This is a genomic window from Gordonia malaquae NBRC 108250, from assembly GCF_000344135.1.
Taxonomy (GTDB): domain Bacteria; phylum Actinomycetota; class Actinomycetes; order Mycobacteriales; family Mycobacteriaceae; genus Gordonia; species Gordonia malaquae.
In genome coordinates, this window is sequence record NZ_BAOP01000017.1 from 48714 (window position 1) to 72069 (window position 23356).

Genomic DNA, 23356 nt, shown 5'->3' on the forward strand with positions numbered 1-23356 from the left:
CGTTCCGCACTCGACTCAACTACCTAGAACCCATGTGAGGAATCGACAACGATGCGCAAGCTTCTGATCGTCGGCTGCGGTGGATCCGGCGGCGCGACGCTCTCGTACATGATGGATCAGCTGCTGTCCGATCTCGCCGATCACGGCATCGACAAGATCCCGGCGGGCTGGCAGTTCGTGCACGTCGACGTGCCGATCTCGCCCGACGAGGGCAAGAACGTGAAGTCGGTGCCCGAGATGGGCGGCGTCTACAGCGGCGTCGGCCCACAGGGCGACTCGTACTCGGTGCTCGACAGCGGCCTCTCGCAGGGACTCGTCGCGTCGGGCGCCCTCGCGGAGTTCGCGACGTGGGCGCCGCGCAACCCGGAGTCGGTGACGGTACCGATCAGCGTCGGTGCAGGTCAGTACCGTGCGATCGGCCGCGCGATCACGCTGAGCCGGATCAACAAGGTGTACGCCGACCTGCAGCGCGCGTGGGGACAGCTGTACGACTCGCAGACCAACCCGGAGATGCGTGCGTTGTCGCTGCCCGGCGCGGGCGGCTTCGATCCCGGTGACGATCCGATCGTCCTCGTCGTGTCGTCGATGGCGGGCGGCGCAGGCGCATCGATGGCGTTGGACGTCTGCCGCATCCTCACTCTCATCCCCGGCGTGAACCCCGACCTGATGGGCGTCTTCATGGTGACGCCAGACATCTTCGGCGACGAGAACCATCCGTCGTTCTCGGGCACCCGCCCCAACGCCCTCGCGATGCTCGGCGAGATCATCGCCAGCCAGACCGGTGCGGCCCGCGCGCACGACGTCACGATCATGCGGGCGCTCGGCCACCAGAACGGCGCGGGTTCGGTCACCCCGTTCAAGCGCGTTTTCCCGGTCGGCGCGCACGTCGGCAACGAACGAACTCTGTTCGGCGACGGTTCCCAGGGCAGCGTCTACCGCGGGCTCGGACGTGGTCTGGCAGCACTCATCCAGTCGGGCAGCGCGATGCAAGACTTCGTGGCATACGACCTCGGCAACGGGCGTCATCTCGAAGCCGCACCGGAGTTCCTCGCGTGGGGCGCCGACAACTCCGACAACGTCCCGTGGGGCGCCTTCGGGTACGCCAGCATCAGCATGGGCCGCGACCGGTACGCCGAGTACGCCGCGCAGCGACTGGCCCGCAGCAGCGCAGACCTCCTGCTGTCGGGCCACCTGAACCCCAACGATCCGGCGTCGGCGGAAGAGCAGGTGTCCGGCCGTCTCGACGTGCAGTGGAGCAACATCTGCGCGCGCCTCGGCCTTCCCGACAGTCAGGGCCTCCAGAGCGGTGTCGGCTCGTGGGTGTGGTCCACCGTCCTGCCCCAGGATCAGGTGAACGCCCGGGCGCGCGCGATCGTCAACAGCATCGTGCGGCCGCGCATCGACCAGACGCCCGGCGTGAACGGTCAGCAGTGGGCCGGCTCGGTGAGCCGTGTGCTCGCCGAACAGCGCGACCAACTCCTCCGGGCCGCATCCGAAGCCGCCTACGGTGTCGCGTTCTCGTGGGCGGGACGCTTCGACGGCGCGCTGCAGCAGATCACGACCGAGGCCGTCGCCGAGATCGGCCTGCCGTACGCGTCCGGACTGGTCAAGCGCGCCTCGCGCACCATGCAGGCCATCCTGCCCGGCGCGCAGCAGCTGACCAGCTTCGTACCGACGGACGTCGCGGAACCGTCACCCGAGCTGGCCCGCACGATGGCGTCACTGAAGGGAGCGGTGAACAATCCCGCAGCTCTCACCGAGCAGGTCCTCGACAGTGTGAGCGCCGCCCTCACCGGCCACATCTACGCCGCACTCGCCCACAACATCTCCGACTTCGCGGGTGCGTCTGTCAGCGAGCTCTTCGATCCCCTGATCGCAGCGCTCGACGAGGCGCAGACCGTGCTGCGGGACGCCGCCGACCGCCAGCGTGCACATGTCGCCCTCGCCGACCTCCGGACCGACGAGTACGCGGCGTGGCCCGCCGACACCGACGCCCGCGTCGCGGACCGCTTCTCCGAGGCGGACAACGAAGTGATGCTGACGAGTTCCGACAACTTCCAGGGTCAGTACCAGGCCGACCTCCCGGCGTCGGTCGATCAGGGTCTCGGTGCCCAGGCCTTCGAGACGGGGCGCCGGATCGCGATCCGCGAGGTGGTGACCGGCTGGTGGGAGACCGTCAGCGGCACGCAGCCGCCCGGCGCGGTCCTCCCGACAGTCGAACGGCTCGGGCCGTGGTCGTCCCGCGCGTTCCCGCGAAACCCGGAGACCGGCGAGACCATAAACGGCAGTCCGGCCAGGTTCGACGTCCACGTCCGACCGTCCGAACTCTTGTCGCGCTCGCGCCAGTTCGTGGGACGTCCCGGCCGGTCGTTCGACCGTTACGTCTCGCAGTCGCTGCAGGACTACGTGACGGGCCGTTCGGGCAGTGTCGATCAGGGCGTGCCCGAGTCGGAACTCGCGCGCCGTCAGCACGACCTGATCGGGCGCTTCGCCCAGGCCGTGCAGCTCGCCCGGCCGTTGGCGAGCGTGAACCTCAACGCGTTGAAGATCATGCACAACAACGCGGACCTCGAGTACACGTTCAAGTTCTCGGCCGTCCCGTTCCAGCACCTGGTGGTCGCCGACACCCTTCGCAGCGAGCTGACGGGCACCCAGCACGTCGGCATCGAGACGGTCAACGCGTTCACGTCGGCTCTCACCGACGAGAGCGGCATCAAGCGCATCGACATTTTCGGCAACTTCCCGAACTACTCACCGCTGGTGTACGAGTCGGTCGGTCAGCCGGCCTCCAAGCAGTGGCTGTCTGCGTCGCCGAAGGAACGCGACTCGTTCTGGCGGTACCGCCGGACCCGTCCGCTCGCGGCGAGCCTCCCGATGCCTGCTGCGGAACGCCGCGCGATGGTGGCCGGTTGGCTCCTCGGCCGGGCGCTCGGCTTCATCCGGATGCCTGAGCCGCCGTTGTTCGACCGCGCCGTGCAGGTGTGGGACAAGTCCCAGACCAGATGGGTCTCGTTCCCGCATCCGCTGCTGACCCCGCAGGGCAAGCACCACGGCGAATTCGACTGGCTGCCTGCCGTCCTCGAATCGTCGTTGCTGGCGATCGCGTCCGCGCACCAACCCCCGGTCATGGAATCGATGCATCCGTACCGCGCGCTGCGTCAGATCTTCGACGCCGGACCACTTGAGCCGACACCGATCAACAACCGCGCTCACCTGTCGGCAGTCGCGAACATCGCCGAATGGCTGCGCACCGGCGAGAGCTCCACCGGTGTAGCCCCCGGACTGAAGAACACCGGTCCCGGCGTCTCCATCGAGGACCGTGCGGCCGAACTCCGCAAGTACCTGGAGGCGTACCGCGGCTTCGCGTCGACCAACTTCATGGCGACGGGCGCGGGCATCGAGGACGGGCTGCCGCCCGCACCGGGCGGCGGCACGTTCGCCGACATCACCAGCCGCGCCCAGGCGTCGGCGACGCCGATCTTCCGCGACCTCGCCCCCGACGTGGTCTGGGCGACGCAGCAGATCGTCGCCCTGCTCGATCTGGCAGTTGATCAGGCTCATCGCCCGATCACCGCATCCGGCCCGATCGTCCCGAATGCGCAGCAGCAGACCTGGGACGCACCGCGTCCCGTCGACGGGCTGGAGGGCCTCCTGTGACCGACACACTGACAGTGCTGGTGTCGCCGGGCGGCATCGCCGACGGCGTCGTCTCCGGCCTCGCCGACTTGACCGCGGCCGGACTCGTCGATGAGTTCGTCTGGGCCCGCTACACTCCCGGCACTCCCATCACCGAGGTCACCGTTGTCGACTCAGGGACGTCGCGGGGAGTCACCCTGCAGCGGTTCGTCAGCGATCGTCGGGTGGGCGCACTCCGACTGTGCCTGCTGACGCCTGCGACGTCCGACTCCCAGCCGATCGATGTCCTCGGTGAGGTCGCCGCAGCCCAGGCCCTGGTCAGCGCAACCGGTGCAGCCGACGTCGTGCGTCTCCAGTGCCTGCTTGTCGGCTCGGACGGCGCACCGTCGCACGTCGAGTCGCTGGTCATCGAGGGCTGGCACAACATCGTGGTGGCACCGGAGGACTCCCGCGGTCCCGGTTTCGGCCGGATCGCGACTCCCGAACGCCCCGGTATCGCCGACACAGCGCGTTACGCGGCACCCGTCGTCGCGGGTCTGACGGGCCTGTGGACCGGTGTCGACGAGACCGGCCTCGACGGCGAGTACATCCTCCCCGGGTCAGTCGTTCGTCTCGCCCGCACGTACTACCGCAGGCTCCGGACCGACGAGGTCGAGACCCGTCTGCGATCGGAGATCCTCGCGCAAGACGGCAACCTGCCGATCCCCACTGATCTGCACGTGCAGGTGGTCCCCGTGCAGGATCCCGCACTGGCGGCGTCGACAATGGCGCAGGCGCTGTGGCGTGCCAATCCCGGCGTTCTGAAGGGTCCGCGCATGCCGTACGAGGCGCACGCCGCGGAGAAGATCGGCGCCTGGGCGGCGATCAAGATGTTCTTCGGCTTCCTATGGGCGAGCCTCAAGAACGCACCCGCCTCCTGGTACCGCGGTCTTGTCGACAACATCTCCGGCCGCATCGCGATCAGCGTGCAGAACGCCGTGTTCACCGACGCCCCCGCCGCCTACGAGGTGGTGGTCCGAGGAAGGCACGCCGACGGCACCCGCGCCGGATGGGCCGACATCGGCGCGGCGACCGAGCAGCTGTCCGGACTCATCGGCCGTCCCGACCTGATCCAACACGCGGGCGACGACCTCGGCGGACTGTGGCAGGACTACACCGGTGGGGCCTTCACCCTCGCGGACGCGGGCAGCCGCGGCGCGGGCAAGGGTTTGAACCCGATTCCGGTCGGCGCGGCGCGCGGTGTCGTCACCAGCTCCAGCTCGATCGTTCCCGGCCCACGCGAGCGATTCGTCATCAGCAACGGCGGAGTGGCCGCGGCCGTTCGGACCGGCAGCGTGGACGCCACCGATCCCCTCGGCATCGGTGACCTCCGTGCTCGTCTCACCGAGCTGCAATCCAGTCCCGACCTCGGACTGCAGGCGGGCAGCACCCTCGGTGAACTGAACTCGTGGGCCTCGCGGAACGCCCCAAGCTACGGATCGGCCGTCGGTTCTGCGTTGGCCTCGGCGTTCACCGAAGCGCTGTCGGAGTTCCAGCACCTGCTGGAACGTTTCCGCACCGCGGTGACGCCGCCCGATCCCGGCGAGGGCCGTCTCACGCTGGCGCGGTGGACACAGGTGCTGGTGCTGGCATGGCTGGTGCTGTCGGGCGTGTACATCTGGCTCGGCGCCAGCGATCGTGTGCGCTGGTGGATTCCCGTGTTGGTGGTCCTCGGTTCACTCGTGGTGCTGCTCGTCTCCCTGTGCATCGCCTTCATCAGGTCGCAACGCCAACTGTTCGCTCTCCTTCACCAGCGGCGCAAAGTCCTCAGCGACCGCGCCGTCGACGATCAGAACCTGCAGTCGGCGTTCGCCGACCTGCGTCGCCTGTCGCAGGCCTACGGCCAGTTCCTGTCGTGGAGCCGTGCAGTCGGCAGTTTCTTGGAGTCGCCGCTCGGACCCGACGGGCACACCACGTCGACGCCGCTCGCTGTGTCGTGGGGAATGCCGATGTCGACCGCGGTCGGTGTCGCGCAGCCGTCGGACGAGAGCATCGACCGCACGGCGGCCGACCTGCGTCGCGATCTGTATCACCCCAGTTGGCTCACCGAGCCGTGGGAAGACTTCATCGCCGCGACCGGGACCCTCCTGCCCGGCGCCGATCGGTCGGCAGGCCGCTCCACACTGTGGCGGGACCGCGGTGCGGGCACCTCGTCGGGGCTCGACCGGTGGTCGAGCGACGTGTATTTCGGTCGGGTCACCTCCACCGGCGCGGATCGCGTCTGGGACGAGGCGCTCACCCTGCTCAACACCCGTCGGACCGACCTCATCGGCGGACTCGTCGGCACCGTCCAGGTGGTGGGCGGCCAAGCGCAGCCCATCAACGAGTTCCTTGCGGGCCTCGACCGGGCGGCCACGCCGTCCGGGTCGTTCTCCGGCGACGTGCTGACCGACGTCGCGCGCTCATCCGGTGTCGGTGAAGTGCTGGTGGATCGTCGTTCCCCCACCCGCACCGGTATCGGGATCGTATGCGTCGCCACGCAGCTCTCGGACGGATTCACCATCGACCGCATCAAGCATGCGGGCGGCGCACAGCAGTCGTCGTGGTCGGCCGCACCGATCCAGGCGCCGGACAACGGTTGGACGTCGACCTCGTCCGACGATCAGGACAAGCCATCTGAGTTCCGAACCCCGGGCCTGAGCGACGGGTTCACGTTCTGATGACAGCAGGCACGATCAGTTCTGACATGATCGACCGTCTCATCGACGCTGTCGGTTCGACGAACACCCCGGCTCCGACGCCGACCCGGATCAACGAGTTCCGAGCCGACCCCGACGGGTGGGCTCCCGACGGAGTCAGCGAAGCGGCGTGGTTCTCCCAGGTCCGACGTCTCCTCGATCAGATCGCCCTCGGCGTGATGGTGGACGCGGCAATCGCACTGATGCCGTCGTCCGCCGTCAACGCACCCGCATCGATGACAGGCGAGCCCGTCGCCCCGCCGAACGTCGAAACGCCCGCCGTCGAACCGGAACCGGCAGTTGCCGCAGACTGGCGACCGCTCGCGGTGGAGGCGCTCATCGCGTGGCGCACCGAGCAGATGGCGTTGGGCGTCGCAGGCGCCGAGTCGATCCGCGACATCACGTTGCGCAACATCGTCAAGTTCAATCGCACGAGCGAAGCAGAGATCGCCAGTGCGCTGATCGGACCCGCATCCGAACTGGCGGGAGACATCGCCGCAGTCATAGCCCGGTTCGCGCCGGTGAGTGAGCTGCCCGAACCCGTCGAACCGGTGCACACCCCGCGCCACGCGGCACCGGCCGATCCGCCGACCGGCAGTTCGCCGTCCGAGGTCGCACCCGTTCCGGAGGTTCCCGTTGCCGCACCCGTGCACGCGGTGGCGACTGCCCAGACCTCCGCACCGGTTCTCACCACGGCGCCGGCCGCACCGATCGCACCGGCCGGTCCCGGCGTCTCGCACGCAGATTTCGTCGAGTACGCGTTCGGGATGGACAACCGTGACAACCCGATCCGCATCGAGCAGACGGCCACGTCGACCGAACTCTCCTGGGAGCCGTTCACCCCCGAGATTCCCGGCCAGACCGTGCTGTACCGCCTCGTGTCCGGCGACGACTCGTCCCCGTACAAACCGGAGGCGGGCGACCTGCTCGCCGCCGACGACGCCCTGCAGTTCGTCGACCCACGCTTCCTGACGAGCGCCGCGCGGTACTACCAGGTGTGGTGCCACGTCGGACGCGACAGAGACGACGCCCGACGGAACCAGCCGATCCTCTGGGCCACAGGCGAAGCGGTCAGCCCCGTCGACGACTTCGAGTTGTTCGAAGAGGAGGGCCGGATCATCGGGCGCTGGTCGACACGACCGGGCACACGATGTGTCCGCGTCACCCGGCGTTCCCTCGACGACGGCCACAGCGGTGAGACGCCGATCGCCGACGGCGAGGCGAACCTGACGGGCTTCGTCGACGACACAGCGGTCCGCGGCCGCCGCTTCCTCTATCAGGCCAAGGCCGAAGTCGAAGTGAAGGAGACAGGCCGCCTGTCGCCTGTCGTGCAGCGCGATGTCCTCGTCTCCGTGAAGCTGACTCCGGTGCGCGATCTGGCTGCCGAGTCGACCGGACCCGACCGGTTCGACATCATCTGGACCGCTCCGAGCACAGGCCAGAAGGTCGACGTCTTCCTGACACGCCAGCCTCCGCAGGCGGGCCTCGACCTCGAGGACCTCGACGCGTCGGCTCTCGAACACGCCGGACTCACCATCGTCAACCAGGTGAAGGATCCGATCCGGGCTGCTGACGACGGTCGCGCTCAGATCGTCGGCATGCGCTGGCCGAGCGACTGGGACCGGGCGTACCTGACACCGGTCACCTCGTTCAACGGCCGTGTCCGGGTGGGTCGGACCGAGGTGTTCACCCGGCCGATCCCGGCCGTCGTCGAACCTCGAATCGTCGAACGGCTCGACACCCAGCTCATCGTGTTCGGCTGGCCGCAAGGCGCGTCGTCGGTTCAGGTCCACGTCGGTGTGGAGCCGATGACGCCTGAGGAGATCTGCCAGGGGCAGCCGCTCGCCGAGGCCAGCCAGACCGAGTACCACCGCGACGGGTCGGTGATCCTCCGCCATCCGCTGCAGGCAGAGGGCTGCATCGTGTGTGTCGTCCCGATCGCCTACTCCGACGGCCGCCAACTGCGTGGCGACATCACCGAGCTCACCTATCAGGGGCTCCGTCGGATGAGTTATGCCCTGACGCCTGCCGGCCCGCCGATCGATCCGAACGTGCCGCCGCAGCCGCAGGCACGGCGCATCGTGAACCTCTCGATAGCCGCCCCCGCCGTGATCGACGCACCTCCGCCTTTTGTCGCGGTGTTCAACCCGGAGCGACTCCCCCTGGACCCGAAGGACGGCAGGCACCTGCAATTCGGCGCACCGAACCGCCAGCCGCTCCCGCACGCGACGGTGCCGCAGATCCGCCCGTCCACGCATCCGATTCCGACCGGTTACACGCTCGATCTCACCGGCGCGGTCGGGTTCGTCCGCGTGTTCGTCTACTCCCGAGCCGACGAACCCGCACGGTACGCCCTGCAGGATCCGCCCATCGATCAGTTGTACCTGCCTGCACCCGCGAATCCGGGGCTGCGATGACCGAGCGGTTCGCACAGCTCACGTACACCTCCTACGACAACGGAGCCGGTCGGGGAGGATGGCAGGTGAAAGACATCGCAGGCGCACTCTCGCCTGCCGAGCAGGAGACGCTCGTCAACCGCGTCGTCACCGTGTTCGACCTTGATCCTCGTCTCCCCGATTTCCCGTCAGGGGACGACCTCGCGAAGCGTCCCGCGCGCCTCGCGCGGGAACGCCTGCCCGACGGATCTGTCGCGATGTGGCACACCGTGGAAGCCGGACGAGACGGTTCGGGCAGGCCCGGCAACGTGTTCGCGCACGTCGTCCTCGACCGTGGCGCGCCGACCCCGGGCGAGAACCGCCCGATCGCGCTGTGGAAGTCCACCAGTTGGCTGCAGCCGTACGGGCCGGACGGGATCGCCGCGGCGACCCTCTCATCGGCGGTGCCCGCACCGAACCCGTCGATCTCCACCGCCTCCGCGATCGACTTCGTGATCGCATCGATGGAGCGCCAGGCCGTGTTCCGCATCCTGATGGATGCCGTTCTCGGTCGCCTCGACGGCGGACCGGCGGTTGTCCTCCGCGTCGCCGACCACGAGCAGGCGGTCGCGTGGATCTCGGCGGTCAGCCATTTCCTCCCGCAGTCGATCGCTCACCGTCTCACCTGGTCCACCCACGACCGCCACGAGCGAGCGGTGCTCGACGTCGCAAACGGCGTCGACCTCATCGCGGTGCCGACGTCGGAAGCACTCGACGGTGGGATCCCCGGCGCCGTGGTGGTCTCCCCTCAGGACACTTCGGGACTCGCGATGCCCGGCGGCCGACATCAGCTGTCGAGCGGCGGCACCGTCGTCGCGACCACGGTGTCATCACTGCTCGAAGGCGTGCTTTTCGATCCGAGCATCGCCTCGGAAGTCCTCCGGCGACAGGAGGAGATCGACAACCGGTTCCCGCACGACGAGGCCCGGTCCGCCTCGTGGCTGATAGCCGTCGGGTTCTCGATCGTCCTCGCTGAGATGGACGACCCCGACATGGTCGACTTCACCCGCGAAGCCGAACGTCTCATCGCGTCCGGGTTCCCGGCGTCGGCCATGGACGATCCGCAGACGGGACCGCTGATCGCGGCCGCTCTCATTCACCACCCGATGTCCGCACGCGACTCCCTCGGCCTGCTGCAACGCTCCTACGACGCAGGCCGCCCCACCGCCGACCTCGCGGTCACGTACCTCACCGCTGCGCTCACGGACGGCAGTTGGCGACAGGTAGATCTCTCGTCGATCCCGAAGGTGAATTCGGCCGATCTGCGCGCCATCCGACCGCAGATCGACGCCGCAATCGCGCAGCTCTGCGCCGAGCTTCGGCTCGACCCTCCTGGCATGACACCGTGGCTTCTCGTATTCGCCGAGGTGATCTGCCGATTGGGCGCGTCGATCGACGAGTTCTACGACATCCTCGCGGCCATCGACCGCTCAGCTGTCGGCCTTGTCCCCACACTCGTCGGCAAAGGTCCGTACTGGCCACGAGAAGTCCCCGTCACTGCCGTTCGGGTGCCGATCTATGCGCAACTCGTCCTGCCGCGCCTCGCCGGCGCGAACCCGGCGGATCTGCTCGCGATCATTCCCGGGTACTGGAACCTGTACGGAGTCCCGATGCCGACACTCGAGTCCCCCCTGTCGCCGCCCAATCCGACTGATCAGGACCGGGCGGTACTGCCGTATGCGGGATTGGCGTTCCTCCGCGACACTGAGCACCCGATGACTGACAACCTACGTCGCGAGGTAGCGCGGGACGCCATCGACATGTGCCTCGGTGCGCCCCGAAATTATGTGAATGACATCGACGCCCAAGCGTTGACTCGTGAGCTTCTCGTCGCGGAACCGTCGATGAGTGCCTATGTGCCGCGTTGGACTCAGCAGGCCCCGAATCGAATGTCCGGCGACGTCCTTTATCGCGCGATCTTCGCCAACACCCTCGATACCAACTTGCTCACCTCCCTCGCCGATCCCCGTGGTTCGGCCGAGATGAGCGATGTCGCTGCGGCAGCAAGGGTCCGGCTCCTCGCATCAGACATGTACGCACCGCTACCGCCGACCGCAGATCTGCTGTGGATGCTCGAGGCCACTCTGCCGTTGGCGGCACGCTTTCAGGCGCAGTTCGCCCCGGAGCTCGCCGAGTTCCTCGATGCCTCCCTGATCGCGATACGCGAGCTCAGACGACCGTGGACGGACGAGCACACCGCTGTCGAGTCACGCCTTCTTTCACAGAACGCCGGCCGCGACAGCGCCGTAGCCCGCCAGCTCGTCCGCTATGTGGACGCTCGGGTACTGACAGAAGCCTGGACGGCAGGGAAGTCGTACCTCGGCGAGACCGAGGCGCACCGACTCGGTACCAAGGTCGACGGCGAAGCCGTGATCGCCCGACTCGCCCTCGACCAGCTCCGGACGTCGTACCGCGGCCCGCTGACCGTCGAGGAACTCCGGGACGCGTGCTGGCCGATCCTGGCGCGCGGCACCGCCGGAGCAGCTGAGGAGTTCTTCCAGACGTACCGGAAGTCGGGCGCTGCCTGGCTTCGCACCAACATTCCCGAGGCCGACGTACAGCGTCGTCTGAACCGCTGAGAGAGAAGCAATCGTGGCAACTTACGTCCTCGACAGCAGCAACACCGCACGACTCCCGCGCGGACCGCTCGCCGTGTCCCTGACGACGTCCGACGCCGGCGTTCACGCGCGGATCACGGCGCGATCGGAGAGCGGTGCGGCGGTGCCTTCGGTGCCGAACGGCGCGCACATGGTGATCCTGCCGTCGATAACCGAGCTCACGACAGTCGGCGCGGTGCCGGCTGCCGGACTGGACCGGTTTGCGCCGAACACCATTCTGCATCTGTCCATGACACCGGAGGGTGCGCTCGGCCGCGGGGGCGACACCGCGTCGCTCGCCCCTCGTGACGTGTCCGGTCTTGCGTTCGTCGACCTGGCGACGGTGGCCCCCGAGCCGGACGGCGCCTTGCAGATCACGACGCTCCTCGACGTCGAAGACGTCCCATTGCCCCCGGTCGCGCACGCTGCTCGCATTGCGACTCGCGGTGTGCTCGGAGTCGATCACGTGCGCGCATCAAGTGAGGTGTCGGTGCGGTGCATCATCGACCTGTCGACGTCGATGTCCCCCGCCTTCGATCAGCGAGCCGTCGCCGCCTGCGCGGACATCGTCGCCGGCCTGAGCGCGGTGATCAGCGGTCAGACCACCGTCGACTGGCTTGCGACGCTGCCGGGATCAACCGAGTACACGCGGGTCGGCCTCGCCGAACTGAGTGCACGGGCAGGCGATCCGCCCACAGCGGGTCTGGGATTGGCGGCAGACCTCGTCCCCGGCCTGAGCGCACCGGTCGCAGGCCCGACGCTGACCGTGGTCATCACCGACGGGCCCGTCCCGGCGGTGGTCACCCCGAACAGTCACGTCGTGGGCCTGGTCGTCGCAACCGGTGCGGCGGCAGCGCACGACGCGGCCGTCTGCCTCCTCCAGGGCGACGACACACAGGCCCGCCTGGCGGACGACGCGCCCGCGGTGACAGCGATCGTCACCGACCTGATCCGCTCGGCGCGCGGCAAGGGTCTGCTGGCATGACCGGGCCCGTGTTCCCGCAGACGAAGTGCCCACGGTGCTTCCATCCGCTTCCGTACGACGTCTACGCGTGGACGTTGAAGTCGCCGGAGACCACAGGCATCGACGACACCGCCACCGCCTACACGGGACACACCGTGACCATGGGCGAAGTGCACACCGAGCGTGTGCCTCCCAACGATCCGAACTGGACCCTTCTCCCCGCAAGTGTCGACGCGTCGGACGTCGACGAGGTGTGCCCCAACTGCCACTACGTCCTGTTGCCCCGGTGGCGCGCCGGTCACGCGACGTGCATCGCGATGGCGGGTGCCCGCTTCACCGGCAAGACCGTCTACATCGCGGTCCTGATCAAGCAGTTGCAGCGCCTGGCCGAGCAGTACAACGAGGTGGTGCAGCCCGCCGATCAGATGACTCGGGAACGGTTCCGGACGCACTACGAGCAGCCGCTCTACGAAGAGCAGGGTGTGGCGTCGCCGACGGCGAGCGCAACATCGTTCGCCCATCATCCGCTGATCTTCAACATCGGAATCTGGAACGGGCAGACCCGCTACCTGGTGATTCGCGACGTCGCAGGCGAAGACCTGGAGAATCCGCAGAACGTGAGCGGCCCGGTCCTCGAATTCTTCTCACGTGCCGATTCGGTGTTCTTCCTCTTCGATCCTCTTCGCGTGAAGGAGATCGCCGCCGAGTTGCAGGATATGATCCCGATTCCCGAGCTGGGCGGCGATCCTCGCGAGGTGTTGGACACCGTCCTGTCGTTCGTCGGCGACGGGACCCCGTCGATCGCCGTGATCCTGTCGAAGTTCGACGCGTTTCAAAAGCTCGCGGAAGTCGAGAACGGCAAGTGGAGTTCGGCGATGGGCAACGCGGGCGCGGCTTACAACCGTGATCCCGGGCTCATCGCCAGGCAGTACGACCACGTCGACGGTCAGCTCGTCGACGCGGAGGTCCGCAGTCTGCTGCAACGCCTCGGCGCCGGACCCCGGTTGCGGAACATCCGCAACAACGTGACCGGTCAGTACTACAACCATCGCTTCTTCGTGGTGTCTGCGCTCGGCGAGTCACCCTCCGGCGACAAGCTGCACCGGAACGGGATCTCATCGTTCCGATGCAGTGATCCCGTCCGCTGGATTCTCGCGGGCAGCGGCGCGCTCGAAGAGCAGACATGGGGACAGGTTCGGCAATGACGAACCCGTTCTCTGCTCCGAATCAGCCGTGGCGGCAAAGCGCGCCGTCGTCCGGTCAGCCCTCGCCGTTCGGGCCTGGGCCTGCACAATCGGGACCGACACAGCCGTGGACGACCGCTCCGGCGCAGCCTGTCGCCCCGGAGTGGCCCACACCCGCACCTCCCGCACCCGCGGACTACGGGTGGCCGCAGCAACAGACCGCGTGGTCCGCACCCGCGCGGCAGCCCTCTGGATGGCCGCAGCAAACGCCTGCACCGCTTGTCTCCGAGCGACCCATCACGACGATCATCGCGGCTGCGGCGCTGGCGATCGCCGCCGTCATCACCGTGATTCAGGCCGTCCGAGTGTCGATGGGCGTCTACTGGCTGGGTGATCTCGCGACCAACGTGACTGATCTCGACGAAACGCACACCGTCGGCATGGCCGCAGAGGACACCGTCAACGACGTGCAGGGTTGGCTCCTCGCCGTGAACTACTCGGTCGCGGCCGTCGCCGCGGGCCTGTACGTGCTGTTCGCCCTGAGTATCTGGCGTGGTCAGCGGTGGCCGCGGATCGCCGCGATACCCCTGTGCGTGATCTCGCTGTGTGCCTTGATCGGTCTTGATCCCGGCGCCGTTCTGATCGTGGTGCTGGGGATCGGCGCCACCGTCTGTGCGTGGCTCGCACCCTCGGTCGCGTTCACGAATGCACGTTCGGGACGCCGATCCGCCCAGGTCGCGCGGTGACCTTAGAATCAACCGGTATGAGACCGGGTTCTGGCACGCTCACCGACGTCACCGTGCGGACGTTCTGGGATTCCCGCGGATCGAACAACGACGCAGACCTCGATCTGTCGGCGTTCCTGTTGAACGACGCCGGAGTGGTCGCATCCGACTCCGACTTCGTGTTCTTCAACAATCCGGTGTCGACGAACGGCGCTGTGAAACACTCCGGCGGCGCAGGCGGGATCGTGGAGGAGACCGTCACGATCACCCTCTCCCACCTGCCGTCAGCGGTCACCGCAGTGGCCGTCGTCGCAACCGTCTACAACGGTCTCGGAACGTTCGCCGACCTGTGCGACGCCGTCTTCGCGATCGAAGACGCCCAGCTCGGCCCGATCGTGAATTTCGAGATCAACGAGCAGCGACCCGCAGCGAGTGCACTCGTCTACGGCCGGATCGTGCGCGACGGCGACCGCTGGATCCTCGACGCCGACGGCACTGTCGCGAGCGACTTGCTGGCGGTCGCCAAGAGTTTCGGCGTCAACGTCTGAGCCTCCGTGTGCGTCAAGCGGATGAACTCTCAGATTTCCGTCAGCCCCGCATGATGAAGTGGTGTCGGCTAGACACCTAATCGGTAGATCGAACGAAAGGAACATCTCATGAGCGTGAGCCTCGCCAAGGGCGGAAACGTCTCCCTCGCCAAGGAGGCCCCCGGCCTCACCGCGGTGACGATCGGCCTCGGTTGGGACGTCCGGACCACCTCCGGTGTCGACTTCGACCTCGACGGCAGCGCATTGGCGCTCGGTGCCAACGGCAAGGTCCCCTCCGACCAGCATTTCGTCTTCTACAACAACCTCCGTTCGCCCGACGGTTCGATCGAGCACACCGGCGACAACCTGACCGGTGAGGGCGACGGCGACGACGAGTCGATCAACGTCGACCTCGCCGCTGTGCCGCCGGAGATCGCCAGCATCGTCTTCCCGGTGTCGATCCACGACGCAGTCGCGCGCGGTCAGTCGTTCGGCCAGGTCCGCAACGCATTCATCCGGGTCGTCAATCGCGCGAACGGCGCCGAGATCGCCCGCTACGACCTCACCGAGGACGCGTCGTCGGAGACGGCGATGAGCTTCGGCGAGCTGTACCGCTACAACGGCGAGTGGAAGTTCCGCGCGATCGGTCAGGGCTACGCGAGCGGCCTCGCGGGGATCGCCCGCGACTTCGGCGTCAACATCTGACGGTTCGTCCGATGCCGATCGTCGTCCGCGCTGCCCATTCGTTCGAGGATGTGCGGACGATGGTCGGCCCCAAGCGGCCCGACGCGAGCGTGTGCTTCTGCCTGAGCCACCGGCTCCCCGCGAAGCAGAACCGCGCCCTCGTCGGGCCGGCACGCGGCGAATACGTCCGCTCGCTGTGTGAGTCGACCATCGCGCCCGGCGTCCTCGCCTACGACGGCGACGACGTCGTCGGCTGGGCGGGAGTCGCGCCGCGGTCCGAGACGTCATTCGCGAGATCCACCAAGATCCCCCACCTCGACGACCTTCCCGTCTGGTCGGTCTGGTGCCTGCGTGTACGTCCCGGCCATCGAGGCGAGGGCATCACGGCGTCCCTGCTCGATGGCGCGATCGACTTCGCCCGCACCAACGGCGCCCCGGTCCTCGAGGGTTACCCCTCCGACAACGGCGCCGACCGCATCGACCTGACCATGGCGTTCGTCGGATCGCGGACCATGTTCGAACGTGCCGGTTTCGTCTACGCCGGCCCGACGTCGTCACTGTCGGGCGGCTTCCCACGCGTGATCATGCGCTACGACCTGCGCTGACCAGCCGGTACTCTTCACACCACAAAGCCCGGGTGATCCATGCGGATCGCCCGGGCTTGTGCTGACCCGAGTGATGTCTAGTCGACGCCGAAGTCGATGGCGGCGCGGTCGAGCGACTCCGAGGCCGCATCTTCCGGACTGCCGCCCGCGATGGCCTGCGCGCCGCCCTCGGACAGTTCGCCGACGAGGTCTGCGGTCGCGCCGCCGACGATGCCGAGGGTCGCGTACTGCTCGAGGCGCGAACGCGAGTCGGCGATGTCGAGGTTGCGCATCGTCAGCTGACCGATGCGGTCGGCAGGCCCGAACGCGGCGTCGCCGACACGCTCCATCGACAGCTTGTCCGGGTGGTACGAGAGCGCCGGGCCCTGCGTGTTCAGGAAGTGGTAGTCGTCGCCGCGGCGGAGACGGACGGTCACCTCACCGGTGATAGCGGAACCGACCCACCGGACGAGTGCCTCGCGGAGCATGAGCGCCTGCGAGTCCATCCAGCGGCCCTCGTACATGAGTCGACCGAGGCGACGACCCTCGTTGTGGTAGTTCGCGACGGTGTCTTCGTTGTGGATGGCGTTCACGAGACGCTCGTAGCCGATGTGCAGCAGCGCCATGCCGGGCGCTTCGTAGATGCCGCGCGACTTGGCTTCGATGATGCGGTTCTCGATCTGATCCGAGACGCCGAGACCGTGACGGCCGCCGATCTCGTTGGCCTTCAGGACGAGTGCGACGGCGTCGTCGAACACCTCGCCGTTGATGGCGACCGGGCGACCCTGCTCGAAGCGGATCGTGACGTCTTCGGTGGCGACCTCGACGTCGTCGCGCCATGCAGCGACGCCCATGATCGGCTCCACCACGTCGAGGCCGTGGTCGAGGTGCTCGAGGGTCTTGGCCTCGTGCGTCGCGCCCCAGATGTTGGCGTCGGTCGAGTACGCCTTCTCCTGCGAGTCGCGATACGGCAGCTTCCGCTCGACGAGCCACTGGCTCATCTCATGGCGACCGCCGAGCTCCTCGACGAACTGGGTGTCGAGCCACGGCTTGTAGATCCGCAGGTTCGGGTTGGCCATCAAGCCGTAGCGGTAGAACCGCTCGATGTCGTTGCCCTTGTAGGTGGAACCGTCGCCCCAGATGTCGACGCCGTCCTCCTTCATGGCGCGGACCAGCAGCATGCCGGTCACGACACGGCCGAGCGGCGTGGTGTTGAAGTAGGTCTTGCCGGAGCTGCGGATGTGGAACGCACCGCATTGCAGCGCGACCAGGCCTTCTTCGACCAGTGCCGAACGGCAGTCGACCAGGCGCGAGATCTCGGCGCCGTACTGCTCGGCGCGGCCGGGCACGGACGCGATGTCCGGCTCGTCGGCCTGACCGAGGTCAGCGGTGTAGGTGCAGGGCACCGCACCGTTCTCGCGCATCCACGCGACGGCGACGGAGGTGTCAAGGCCACCCGAGAAGGCGATTCCGACACGCTCGCCCTTGGGCAGAGAACTCAGCACTTTCGACATACGTCCAGCTTAAACAGTGGTTCCGCGTCCCAACGAATCTGGTCGGATTGCGACCGGCGACCGCGCGTCGTGGAACCGCTCTGTGCGTCTGTGCGTCTGACCTTGTATGGGGGATGCTGGGATACGAACTCGCGCGCAACTGCATGCCGACGGACTGACGGACACCGACATCCGCAGGATGGTTGAGAACGGCACTCTCACCCGCCTGCGGTCCGGGTGGTTCGCCCTCGGCGCTCATGATCTCCGTGCGGCGACCGCAGTGCGAGACGGCGGCGTCCTCGGATGCGTGTCGGCGCTTCAGTTCCACGGACTCTGGGTTCCGCCCGGACACACCGCACTGCACCTGCGACGCAGTCCCAAGATGACCGGCAAGAACCCCGCATGCCGACCCTTTCAGGGGCCGGTCCGCTCCACCCTCGACGCGGTCGACTCCATCCCCATCGCTCTCAAGTACGCAGCCCATTGCCTCGAGGCCGACGAATGGATTGCCGTGTGCGACTCGTATCTGAACTCGACCGGCGAATCGGTGGAAGATCTACTCGCTCAGATGGGAGCGGTCGGGCCGACAGTCCGCGATCTCGCCTACCGCACCGATCCGCGTGCACAATCCGGGACGGAGAGCATCACGCGGGTACGGCTCCGCGCCGCACACTTCACAGTTGTCGTCCAACCGCGGATAGCGGGCATCGACTGGTCCGACCTACGGATCGGGAAGCTGATTCTCGAATGCGACTCGGTGCTTCACCACTCGAGTCGCGAGGACTACGAGCGCGATCATCATCGCGACCGCCGCGCCCTGCTCGATGGATGGCTGACGATGCGGCTCACGTACGACGACATCCTGTACGACTGGCCCGGCACCCTCGCCGACATCCGCGCGATCACCCGGGCCGACCGCCACCGTGCGAGGAGTGCCCGCGACCGCGCAATGGTGCAAAGATCGCTTCGCGAATCGGGCCACGAGGGCAATATGCCCTCGTGGCCCGATTTCTGAGGCGATCCTCGCGGCAGTTCGGTCAGAAGCCTCCGCTGATGAAGTCCGCGTAGGCGGGGAGGTCGAGCTGGCCGTGCCCGGAGAGGCCGATCACGACGACTTCCTCCTTGTCGCTGTTCGCGACGTGGGCGGCGCAGGCGGCGATCGCGTGCGTCGACTCCGGAGCGGGGACGATGCCCTGGGCCCGCGCGAACTGCACTCCGGCGCTGAACGCGTCGTGCTGATCGATCGCGGTGCCCTCGACCAGGCCGAGCTCCACTGTGTGGCTGAGTGCCGGCGCCATGCCGTGGTAGCGGAGGCCGCCTGCGTGGATGGGGTCCGGAACGAAGTCCATGCCGAGGGTGTGCATCTTCAGCAGCGGGGTGAGGCCTGCGACGTCGCCGTGGTCGTAGCGGTATTCACCCTGCGTGATCGACGGGCACGCCGACGGTTCGGCTGCGACGATGCGCGGGTTCGAACGGCCGTGGATCTTCTCGCGCAGGAACGGGAACGACAGACCGGCGAGGTTCGATCCGCCACCGGCACAACCGAACACGACGTCGGCGCCACCGGGCTCAACGGCGTACAGCTGGTCGACTGCCTCCTGGCCGATCACACTCTGATGCAGGACGACGTGGTTCAAGACGCTGCCGAGTGCGTACCGGGTGTCGTCGTTCTTGGCGGCGACCTCAACGGCCTCCGACACGGCCATGCCGAGACTGCCGGTGGTGTTCGGATCCTTCTCGAGCATCGCGCGGCCTGCCTCGGTGAGATCCGACGGGCTCGGGTGCAGCGTTCCGCCGTAGGTGCGGATGAGGTGTCCGCGGTACGGCTTGGAGTCGTACGACGCCCGGACCTGCCACACCTCGACGTCGATGCCGAACTGCGCGCCGGCGAACGACAGCGCACTGCCCCACTGGCCCGCACCGGTCTCGGTCGTCAGCTTCTTCACGCCGTCGACGCTGTTGTAGTACGCCTGCGCGACGGCCGAGTTCGTCTTGTGGCTGCCGACCGGGCTCACACCCTCGTACTTCACGTAGATGCGAGCCTTGGTGTTCAGCGCCTCTTCGAACTTGCGGGCGCGGAACAGCGGCGAGGGACGCCACATCTTGTAGATCTCACGAACCGGTTCCGGGATCTCGATGTACGCCTCGGTCGAGACCTCCTGCGCGATGAGCCCTGCCGGGAACAGCGCAGCGAGATCCTCCGGGCCGACCGGCTCCTTGGTTCCCGGGTGCAGATGCGGCGGGATCGGCTGGTCGAGTTCGGCCGCCAGGTTGTACCAGTGGGTGGGGACGTCCACGGTCACGAGATCGGGATTCGTGGCGTCAACATTGCTTGTCATGCACGTCACAATAACGGGCGGTCTACTCTCGGAGCACATGACGGGTCGACGATGGCGGTGCAGCGGTCCCGACGGGCTCGCCGATTTCGAGTTCGTGCAGGTCGAAGGCGCGACGCCGGGCCCGGACGAGGTGCGAGTCGAGGTCAGCGCGGCGGGTGTCAATCCGGCCGATCTCAAACACACCCGACGCGCTACGGCCTACCCGGTGCCGGTCGGCTATGAGATCGCCGGGGTCGTCACCGACGTCGGATCCGCAGCGGCCGGTCTCTTCGCGCCGGGTGACCGGGTGGTCGCCTTCCGCGTGCACGGCGGTTACGCGACGGAGCTGACGTTCCCGGCCGAGAAGGCCTTCATCCTGCCCGACTCCGTCGACGACGTCGCCGCGGCCGGACTGCTCCTCGCCGGCACGACGGCCGCCGACATGCTGCATCGCAGCGGAGCGTCCGACGGTGACACGATCCTCGTGCACGGAGCGTCGGGCGCGGTCGGTGCGACTCTTCTGCAGCTCGCCGCACGCCGCGGCGTCCGAGTGGTCGGGACGGCGGGCGCCATGAGGTTCGACGCAGTGCGACGGTTCGGCGGAGTGCCCGTTGCCTACGGCCCCGGCCTCATCGACCGGCTCCACGGTTGGACCTTCGACGCCGCCCTCGACCTCGCCGGCACCGACGAGGCCACCGATGCGTCACTGGCACTCGTGCCTGACAAGTCGCGGATCATCACAGCCGCGAACAAGCCTGCCGCCGACCGGCACGGCTTCGTCGCTGTGGCGGGCATGGACCCGGAGAGCACCGCGTTCCGCGATGCCGTGCGCCCCGAGCTCATCGGCCTCCTCGCCGCGGGCGAACTGGAAGTGCCTGTCGCCCAGACGTTCCCACTCGCTCAGGCGCGCGAGGCCCTGGAACTCGTTGCGTCCGGCACCGCAGGCGGGAAGGTCGTGCTCACCGTCTGAGGCCCACTACACCAGGATCGGCAGCGCTCCGGGACGGACGGTGACGGTCACCGGGAACGCGCTGAGCAGGTCACCGTCTGCGTGGACGGGCAGTTGCCGGTCGGCGTCGAGAGTGATCGTGGTTCCGGACAGGAACTCGATCTCCTCGCGTCCCGCGTGCGCCCCCGTCTTCGCCTGCTTCATCAGGCTCGCAAGGCGGTACTTCGAGTGATCACCGCGGATCAGCATCACTTGGATCTCACCGCTGTCGACCGACGCCGTGGGAACCATGCGGAGCCCGTGCCCGTAGTCGCCCGAGTTCGCGACCACCACGATATGCGCGGACGACTCGTGACGGACTCCGTCGACGGTGAGCGCCACCTGGAAGGGCTTCCACCGAAGTGCGGTCAGGACCGGTGCGATCCGGTACGACACCCGCCCCATCCAACGAAGCCGGTTGATCAACTCGGTCGCCACCGAGTCGAGGCCGACGTACACGTTGCCGACCGCGACAGCGGTGGTCCCGTCGGGACGTTCCACATCGAACACGTCCATCCGCCGCACTCGGCCACCTGCCAGCACCGCGGCGATGGCGGTCGGCTCCAGCGGCAGTCCGAGGTGGCGGACGAGGTCGTTGCCGCGCCCGGCGGCAGCGACGCCCATCTGCGCGCCGTCGACCGCCAGCACGCCTTCGGCCACGTCGCGGACGTGCCCGTCTCCGCCGACGGCAACCGTCAGCGCACCACTGCGCGCGGCTTCGGTCGCCACACGTGTCGCGTGCGCCGACGATTCCGACTCGATCACCTCGACGTCGGAGACGCCGAGCCGATCCAGTTCCGCGGCGACGGCAGGCCACTGCTGCTTGGCCGCCCCTCCACCGGAGATCGGGTTCACCACCGCGACGATGCGCGGCGCGTCAGCGCTGGTCACGGCAGCAGAATACCGGGATTGAGGATCCCGTTGGGGTCGAGTGCGTTCTTCACGGCACGCAGCGCGGTCACCTGAACGTCGCCGATCTCTTCGAGGTATGTGCCGCGATGATCGGTGCCGACAGCGTGATGGTGAGTGATCGACGCGCCTGCCGCGCGGATCGCGGCGTTCGCCGCCGCCTTCGCCTTCCCCCACTGCTCGAGCGGATCGGCGAGAGCGTTGGAGATCACGGTGAAGTACAGCGACGCACCGGTCGGGTAGACGTGGGAGATGTGGCACATGACCACGGCGGGCGTGCCCTGCTCGCCGAGGGCGCCGGTGACCGCAGCGGTGACGTCGGCCTTCAGCTTGTCGATGTTCGACCAGAAGGTGACCGTCTCCAAGGTCTCCACCAGTGCACCCGCGTCGAGCAGCGGATCTCGCAGGTACGGACCGCGGAACCGGCCTTCCCGCCAGTGCTCGCCCGGCTCGGTTCCGAGCGGCGTGCCGCCGAGCTCGGTGAGTCGTGCAGTCACGTAAGCATCGCGGCATTCGACGTCCGCCTGGTCGCCTTCAAAACCGACGACCATCAGACATCCGCCGACCGGACCGCTCGCCGACCCGGCCGCCGACGGATTCGCCAGGTTGAGACCGGTCTCAGCCTCGTCGGACAGGCGCAGCACGGTGGGCTTGACGCTCGCCTGTGCGAGAGCACGCATCGCGGCGGCGCCTGCGACGAAGTCGGGGAAGTGCCAGCCGTAGAAGCGTCGGACTGCAGGCACGGGATGGACGTGCACACGCACCTGCGTGACCACGCCGAACGCACCCTCACTGCCGAGGATCAGTTGCCGCAGGTCAGGGCCTGCGGCCGACTTCGGAGCAGTGCCGATCTCGGCGACGCCACCCGGGGTCGCGAGGGTGAGGCCGACGACCATCTCGTCGAAGCGGCCGTAGCCGATCGACGACTGACCGGCCGATCGGGTGACGGCACAGCCGCCGACCGTCGCGCCCTCGTACGACTGAGGGAAGTGCCCGAGCTCGAAGCCGCGCTCACCGAGCAGGCGTTCCGCGTCGGGAAGCCGGGTGCCCGCGGCGAAGGTCGCGATCTGCGAGACCTCGTCGAGTGCGATCAGTCCGGTCAGCTGGCGGAGGTCGAGGCTGATGATCGGGCGCGTGCGGTCGGGGACGAGGCCACCGGTGACGGTGGTGCCGCCCGCGTAGGGGCTCAGGCCGATGCCCGCGGCGTCGCACACGGCGAGGACGGCGGCAACCTGGTGTGCGGTGGTCGGCGCGACGACCGCATCCGGCGCGTCGCTGGCGTCTCCGGCGCGGAACTTCAGCAGGTCAGGAGTCGAGAAGCCACGAAGGCGGGCAGCACGAAGCGTGTCGTCGGTGCTGACCTGTGCGCCGGTGGCGGCGAGGTCGGCCAGTGCGGCGTCGTCGAGTCGTGATGCGGGGATCACCAGGTCGACCGGTGCAGGCGCGGCTTCGTTGATGCCGAGCATGGTCAGCGCGCCGATCACCGAGTCGGAGAGGTGCATCGGGTCGTTCGGGTTGCCCCAGCGACCCGGGGTGAAGTCGACGACGTCGACGGCGGTCTCGCTCGTGGTCATTTTCGGCCTTCCGTTCAGCGT

General features: G+C 67.9%; 16 protein-coding genes. 12 read left to right on the forward strand and 4 right to left on the reverse strand.

Annotated elements, in window-relative coordinates; all coding sequences use genetic code 11:
• Nucleotides 1-51: 51 nt before the first annotated feature.
• The 10 genes from GM1_RS12655 to GM1_RS12700 all read left to right on the forward strand — a co-directional run bounded on the left by GM1_RS12655 (nt 52) and on the right by GM1_RS12700 (nt 16074).
• A complete protein-coding gene (locus tag GM1_RS12655) occupies nt 52-3657 on the forward strand; it encodes a tubulin-like doman-containing protein (RefSeq protein ID WP_008379373.1) in 3606 nt (1201 codons plus the stop codon).
• The gene (locus GM1_RS12660) at nt 3654-6335 is read left to right on the forward strand and encodes a hypothetical protein (protein ID WP_008379375.1); all 2682 of its coding nucleotides are present in this window, start codon (nt 3654-3656) and stop codon (nt 6333-6335) included. The genes GM1_RS12655 and GM1_RS12660 overlap by 4 nt, the downstream gene beginning before the upstream one ends.
• Nucleotides 6336-6361: 26 nt before the next feature.
• Complete coding sequence (locus tag GM1_RS12665) at nt 6362-8770, forward strand: SaeA-related protein (RefSeq protein ID WP_157435994.1); 2409 nt, start codon at nt 6362-6364, stop codon at nt 8768-8770.
• A complete protein-coding gene (locus tag GM1_RS21600; RefSeq protein WP_008379378.1) occupies nt 8767-11367 on the forward strand; it encodes a GAP1-N2 domain-containing protein in 2601 nt (866 codons plus the stop codon). The genes GM1_RS12665 and GM1_RS21600 overlap by 4 nt, the downstream gene beginning before the upstream one ends.
• Before the next feature lie 13 nt (nt 11368-11380).
• Nucleotides 11381-12370 carry a hypothetical protein gene (locus GM1_RS12675; protein WP_008379380.1) on the forward strand — a complete coding sequence of 330 codons (990 nt, stop codon included), beginning with the start codon at nt 11381-11383 and terminating at the stop codon, nt 12368-12370.
• Nucleotides 12367-13554 carry a hypothetical protein gene (locus GM1_RS12680; protein ID WP_008379382.1) on the forward strand — a complete coding sequence of 396 codons (1188 nt, stop codon included), beginning with the start codon at nt 12367-12369 and terminating at the stop codon, nt 13552-13554. The genes GM1_RS12675 and GM1_RS12680 overlap by 4 nt, the downstream gene beginning before the upstream one ends.
• Nucleotides 13551-14279: a hypothetical protein gene (locus GM1_RS12685; protein ID WP_040520050.1), complete on the forward strand. Its 729-nt coding sequence runs from the start codon at nt 13551-13553 to the stop codon at nt 14277-14279. Before GM1_RS12680 ends, GM1_RS12685 begins: the two co-directional genes overlap by 4 nt.
• 17 nt (nt 14280-14296) lie before the next feature.
• Nucleotides 14297-14806 (forward strand): TerD family protein, encoded by a 510-nt coding sequence (locus tag GM1_RS21605; protein ID WP_008379386.1) that lies wholly within the window; start codon nt 14297-14299, stop codon nt 14804-14806.
• A gap of 108 nt (nt 14807-14914) precedes the next feature.
• Entirely contained in the window at nt 14915-15490 is a 576-nt protein-coding gene (locus tag GM1_RS12695) for a TerD family protein (protein WP_008379388.1), read from the forward strand.
• Between the two features lie 11 nt (nt 15491-15501).
• Nucleotides 15502-16074, forward strand: coding sequence for a GNAT family N-acetyltransferase (locus GM1_RS12700; protein ID WP_008379389.1), 573 nt, complete (start codon nt 15502-15504; stop codon nt 16072-16074).
• Between the two features lie 77 nt (nt 16075-16151).
• Here GM1_RS12700 and argG read toward each other — a convergent pair whose 3' ends face one another.
• A complete protein-coding gene (gene argG, locus GM1_RS12705) occupies nt 16152-17567 on the reverse strand; it encodes an argininosuccinate synthase (protein WP_008379391.1) in 1416 nt (471 codons plus the stop codon).
• A 178-nt stretch (nt 17568-17745) separates the two neighbouring features.
• Between argG and GM1_RS12710 the strand changes: the two genes are divergently transcribed.
• Nucleotides 17746-18561, forward strand: coding sequence for a PDDEXK family nuclease (locus GM1_RS12710; RefSeq protein WP_174316880.1), 816 nt, complete (start codon nt 17746-17748; stop codon nt 18559-18561).
• A gap of 22 nt (nt 18562-18583) precedes the next feature.
• Here the strand turns inward: GM1_RS12710 and GM1_RS12715 are convergent, their stop codons facing one another.
• Nucleotides 18584-19885, reverse strand: coding sequence for a TrpB-like pyridoxal phosphate-dependent enzyme (locus GM1_RS12715; RefSeq protein WP_040520052.1), 1302 nt, complete (start codon nt 19883-19885; stop codon nt 18584-18586).
• 37 nt (nt 19886-19922) lie between these two features.
• Between GM1_RS12715 and GM1_RS12720 the strand changes: the two genes are divergently transcribed.
• The gene (locus GM1_RS12720; protein WP_008379396.1) at nt 19923-20834 is read left to right on the forward strand and encodes a quinone oxidoreductase family protein; all 912 of its coding nucleotides are present in this window, start codon (nt 19923-19925) and stop codon (nt 20832-20834) included.
• Between the two features lie 6 nt (nt 20835-20840).
• Here GM1_RS12720 and GM1_RS12725 read toward each other — a convergent pair whose 3' ends face one another.
• Together GM1_RS12725 and GM1_RS12730 are read right to left on the reverse strand one after the other, a co-directional pair.
• Nucleotides 20841-21743 carry a diacylglycerol/lipid kinase family protein gene (locus GM1_RS12725; RefSeq protein ID WP_008379397.1) on the reverse strand — a complete coding sequence of 301 codons (903 nt, stop codon included), beginning with the start codon at nt 21741-21743 and terminating at the stop codon, nt 20841-20843.
• A complete protein-coding gene (locus GM1_RS12730) occupies nt 21740-23335 on the reverse strand; it encodes an FAD-binding oxidoreductase (RefSeq protein WP_008379398.1) in 1596 nt (531 codons plus the stop codon). Before GM1_RS12730 ends, GM1_RS12725 begins: the two co-directional genes overlap by 4 nt.
• Nucleotides 23336-23356: the final 21 nt, after the last annotated feature.

Coding starts and splice junctions, on each gene's coding strand:
- GM1_RS12655 (WP_008379373.1), top strand. CDS start 52: ATGCGCAAGCTTCTGATCGTCGGCTGCGGTGGATCCGGCGGCGCGACG.
- GM1_RS12665 (WP_157435994.1), top strand. CDS start 6,362: ATGATCGACCGTCTCATCGACGCTGTCGGTTCGACGAACACCCCGGCT.
- GM1_RS21600 (WP_008379378.1), top strand. CDS start 8,767: ATGACCGAGCGGTTCGCACAGCTCACGTACACCTCCTACGACAACGGA.
- GM1_RS12680 (WP_008379382.1), top strand. CDS start 12,367: ATGACCGGGCCCGTGTTCCCGCAGACGAAGTGCCCACGGTGCTTCCAT.
- GM1_RS12685 (WP_040520050.1), top strand. CDS start 13,551: ATGACGAACCCGTTCTCTGCTCCGAATCAGCCGTGGCGGCAAAGCGCG.
- GM1_RS21605 (WP_008379386.1), top strand. CDS start 14,297: ATGAGACCGGGTTCTGGCACGCTCACCGACGTCACCGTGCGGACGTTC.
- GM1_RS12695 (WP_008379388.1), top strand. CDS start 14,915: ATGAGCGTGAGCCTCGCCAAGGGCGGAAACGTCTCCCTCGCCAAGGAG.
- GM1_RS12700 (WP_008379389.1), top strand. CDS start 15,502: ATGCCGATCGTCGTCCGCGCTGCCCATTCGTTCGAGGATGTGCGGACG.
- argG (WP_008379391.1), bottom strand. CDS start 17,567: ATGTCGAAAGTGCTGAGTTCTCTGCCCAAGGGCGAGCGTGTCGGAATC.
- GM1_RS12710 (WP_174316880.1), top strand. CDS start 17,746: ATGGTTGAGAACGGCACTCTCACCCGCCTGCGGTCCGGGTGGTTCGCC.
- GM1_RS12715 (WP_040520052.1), bottom strand. CDS start 19,885: ATGACAAGCAATGTTGACGCCACGAATCCCGATCTCGTGACCGTGGAC.
- GM1_RS12720 (WP_008379396.1), top strand. CDS start 19,923: ATGACGGGTCGACGATGGCGGTGCAGCGGTCCCGACGGGCTCGCCGAT.
- GM1_RS12730 (WP_008379398.1), bottom strand. CDS start 23,335: ATGACCACGAGCGAGACCGCCGTCGACGTCGTCGACTTCACCCCGGGT.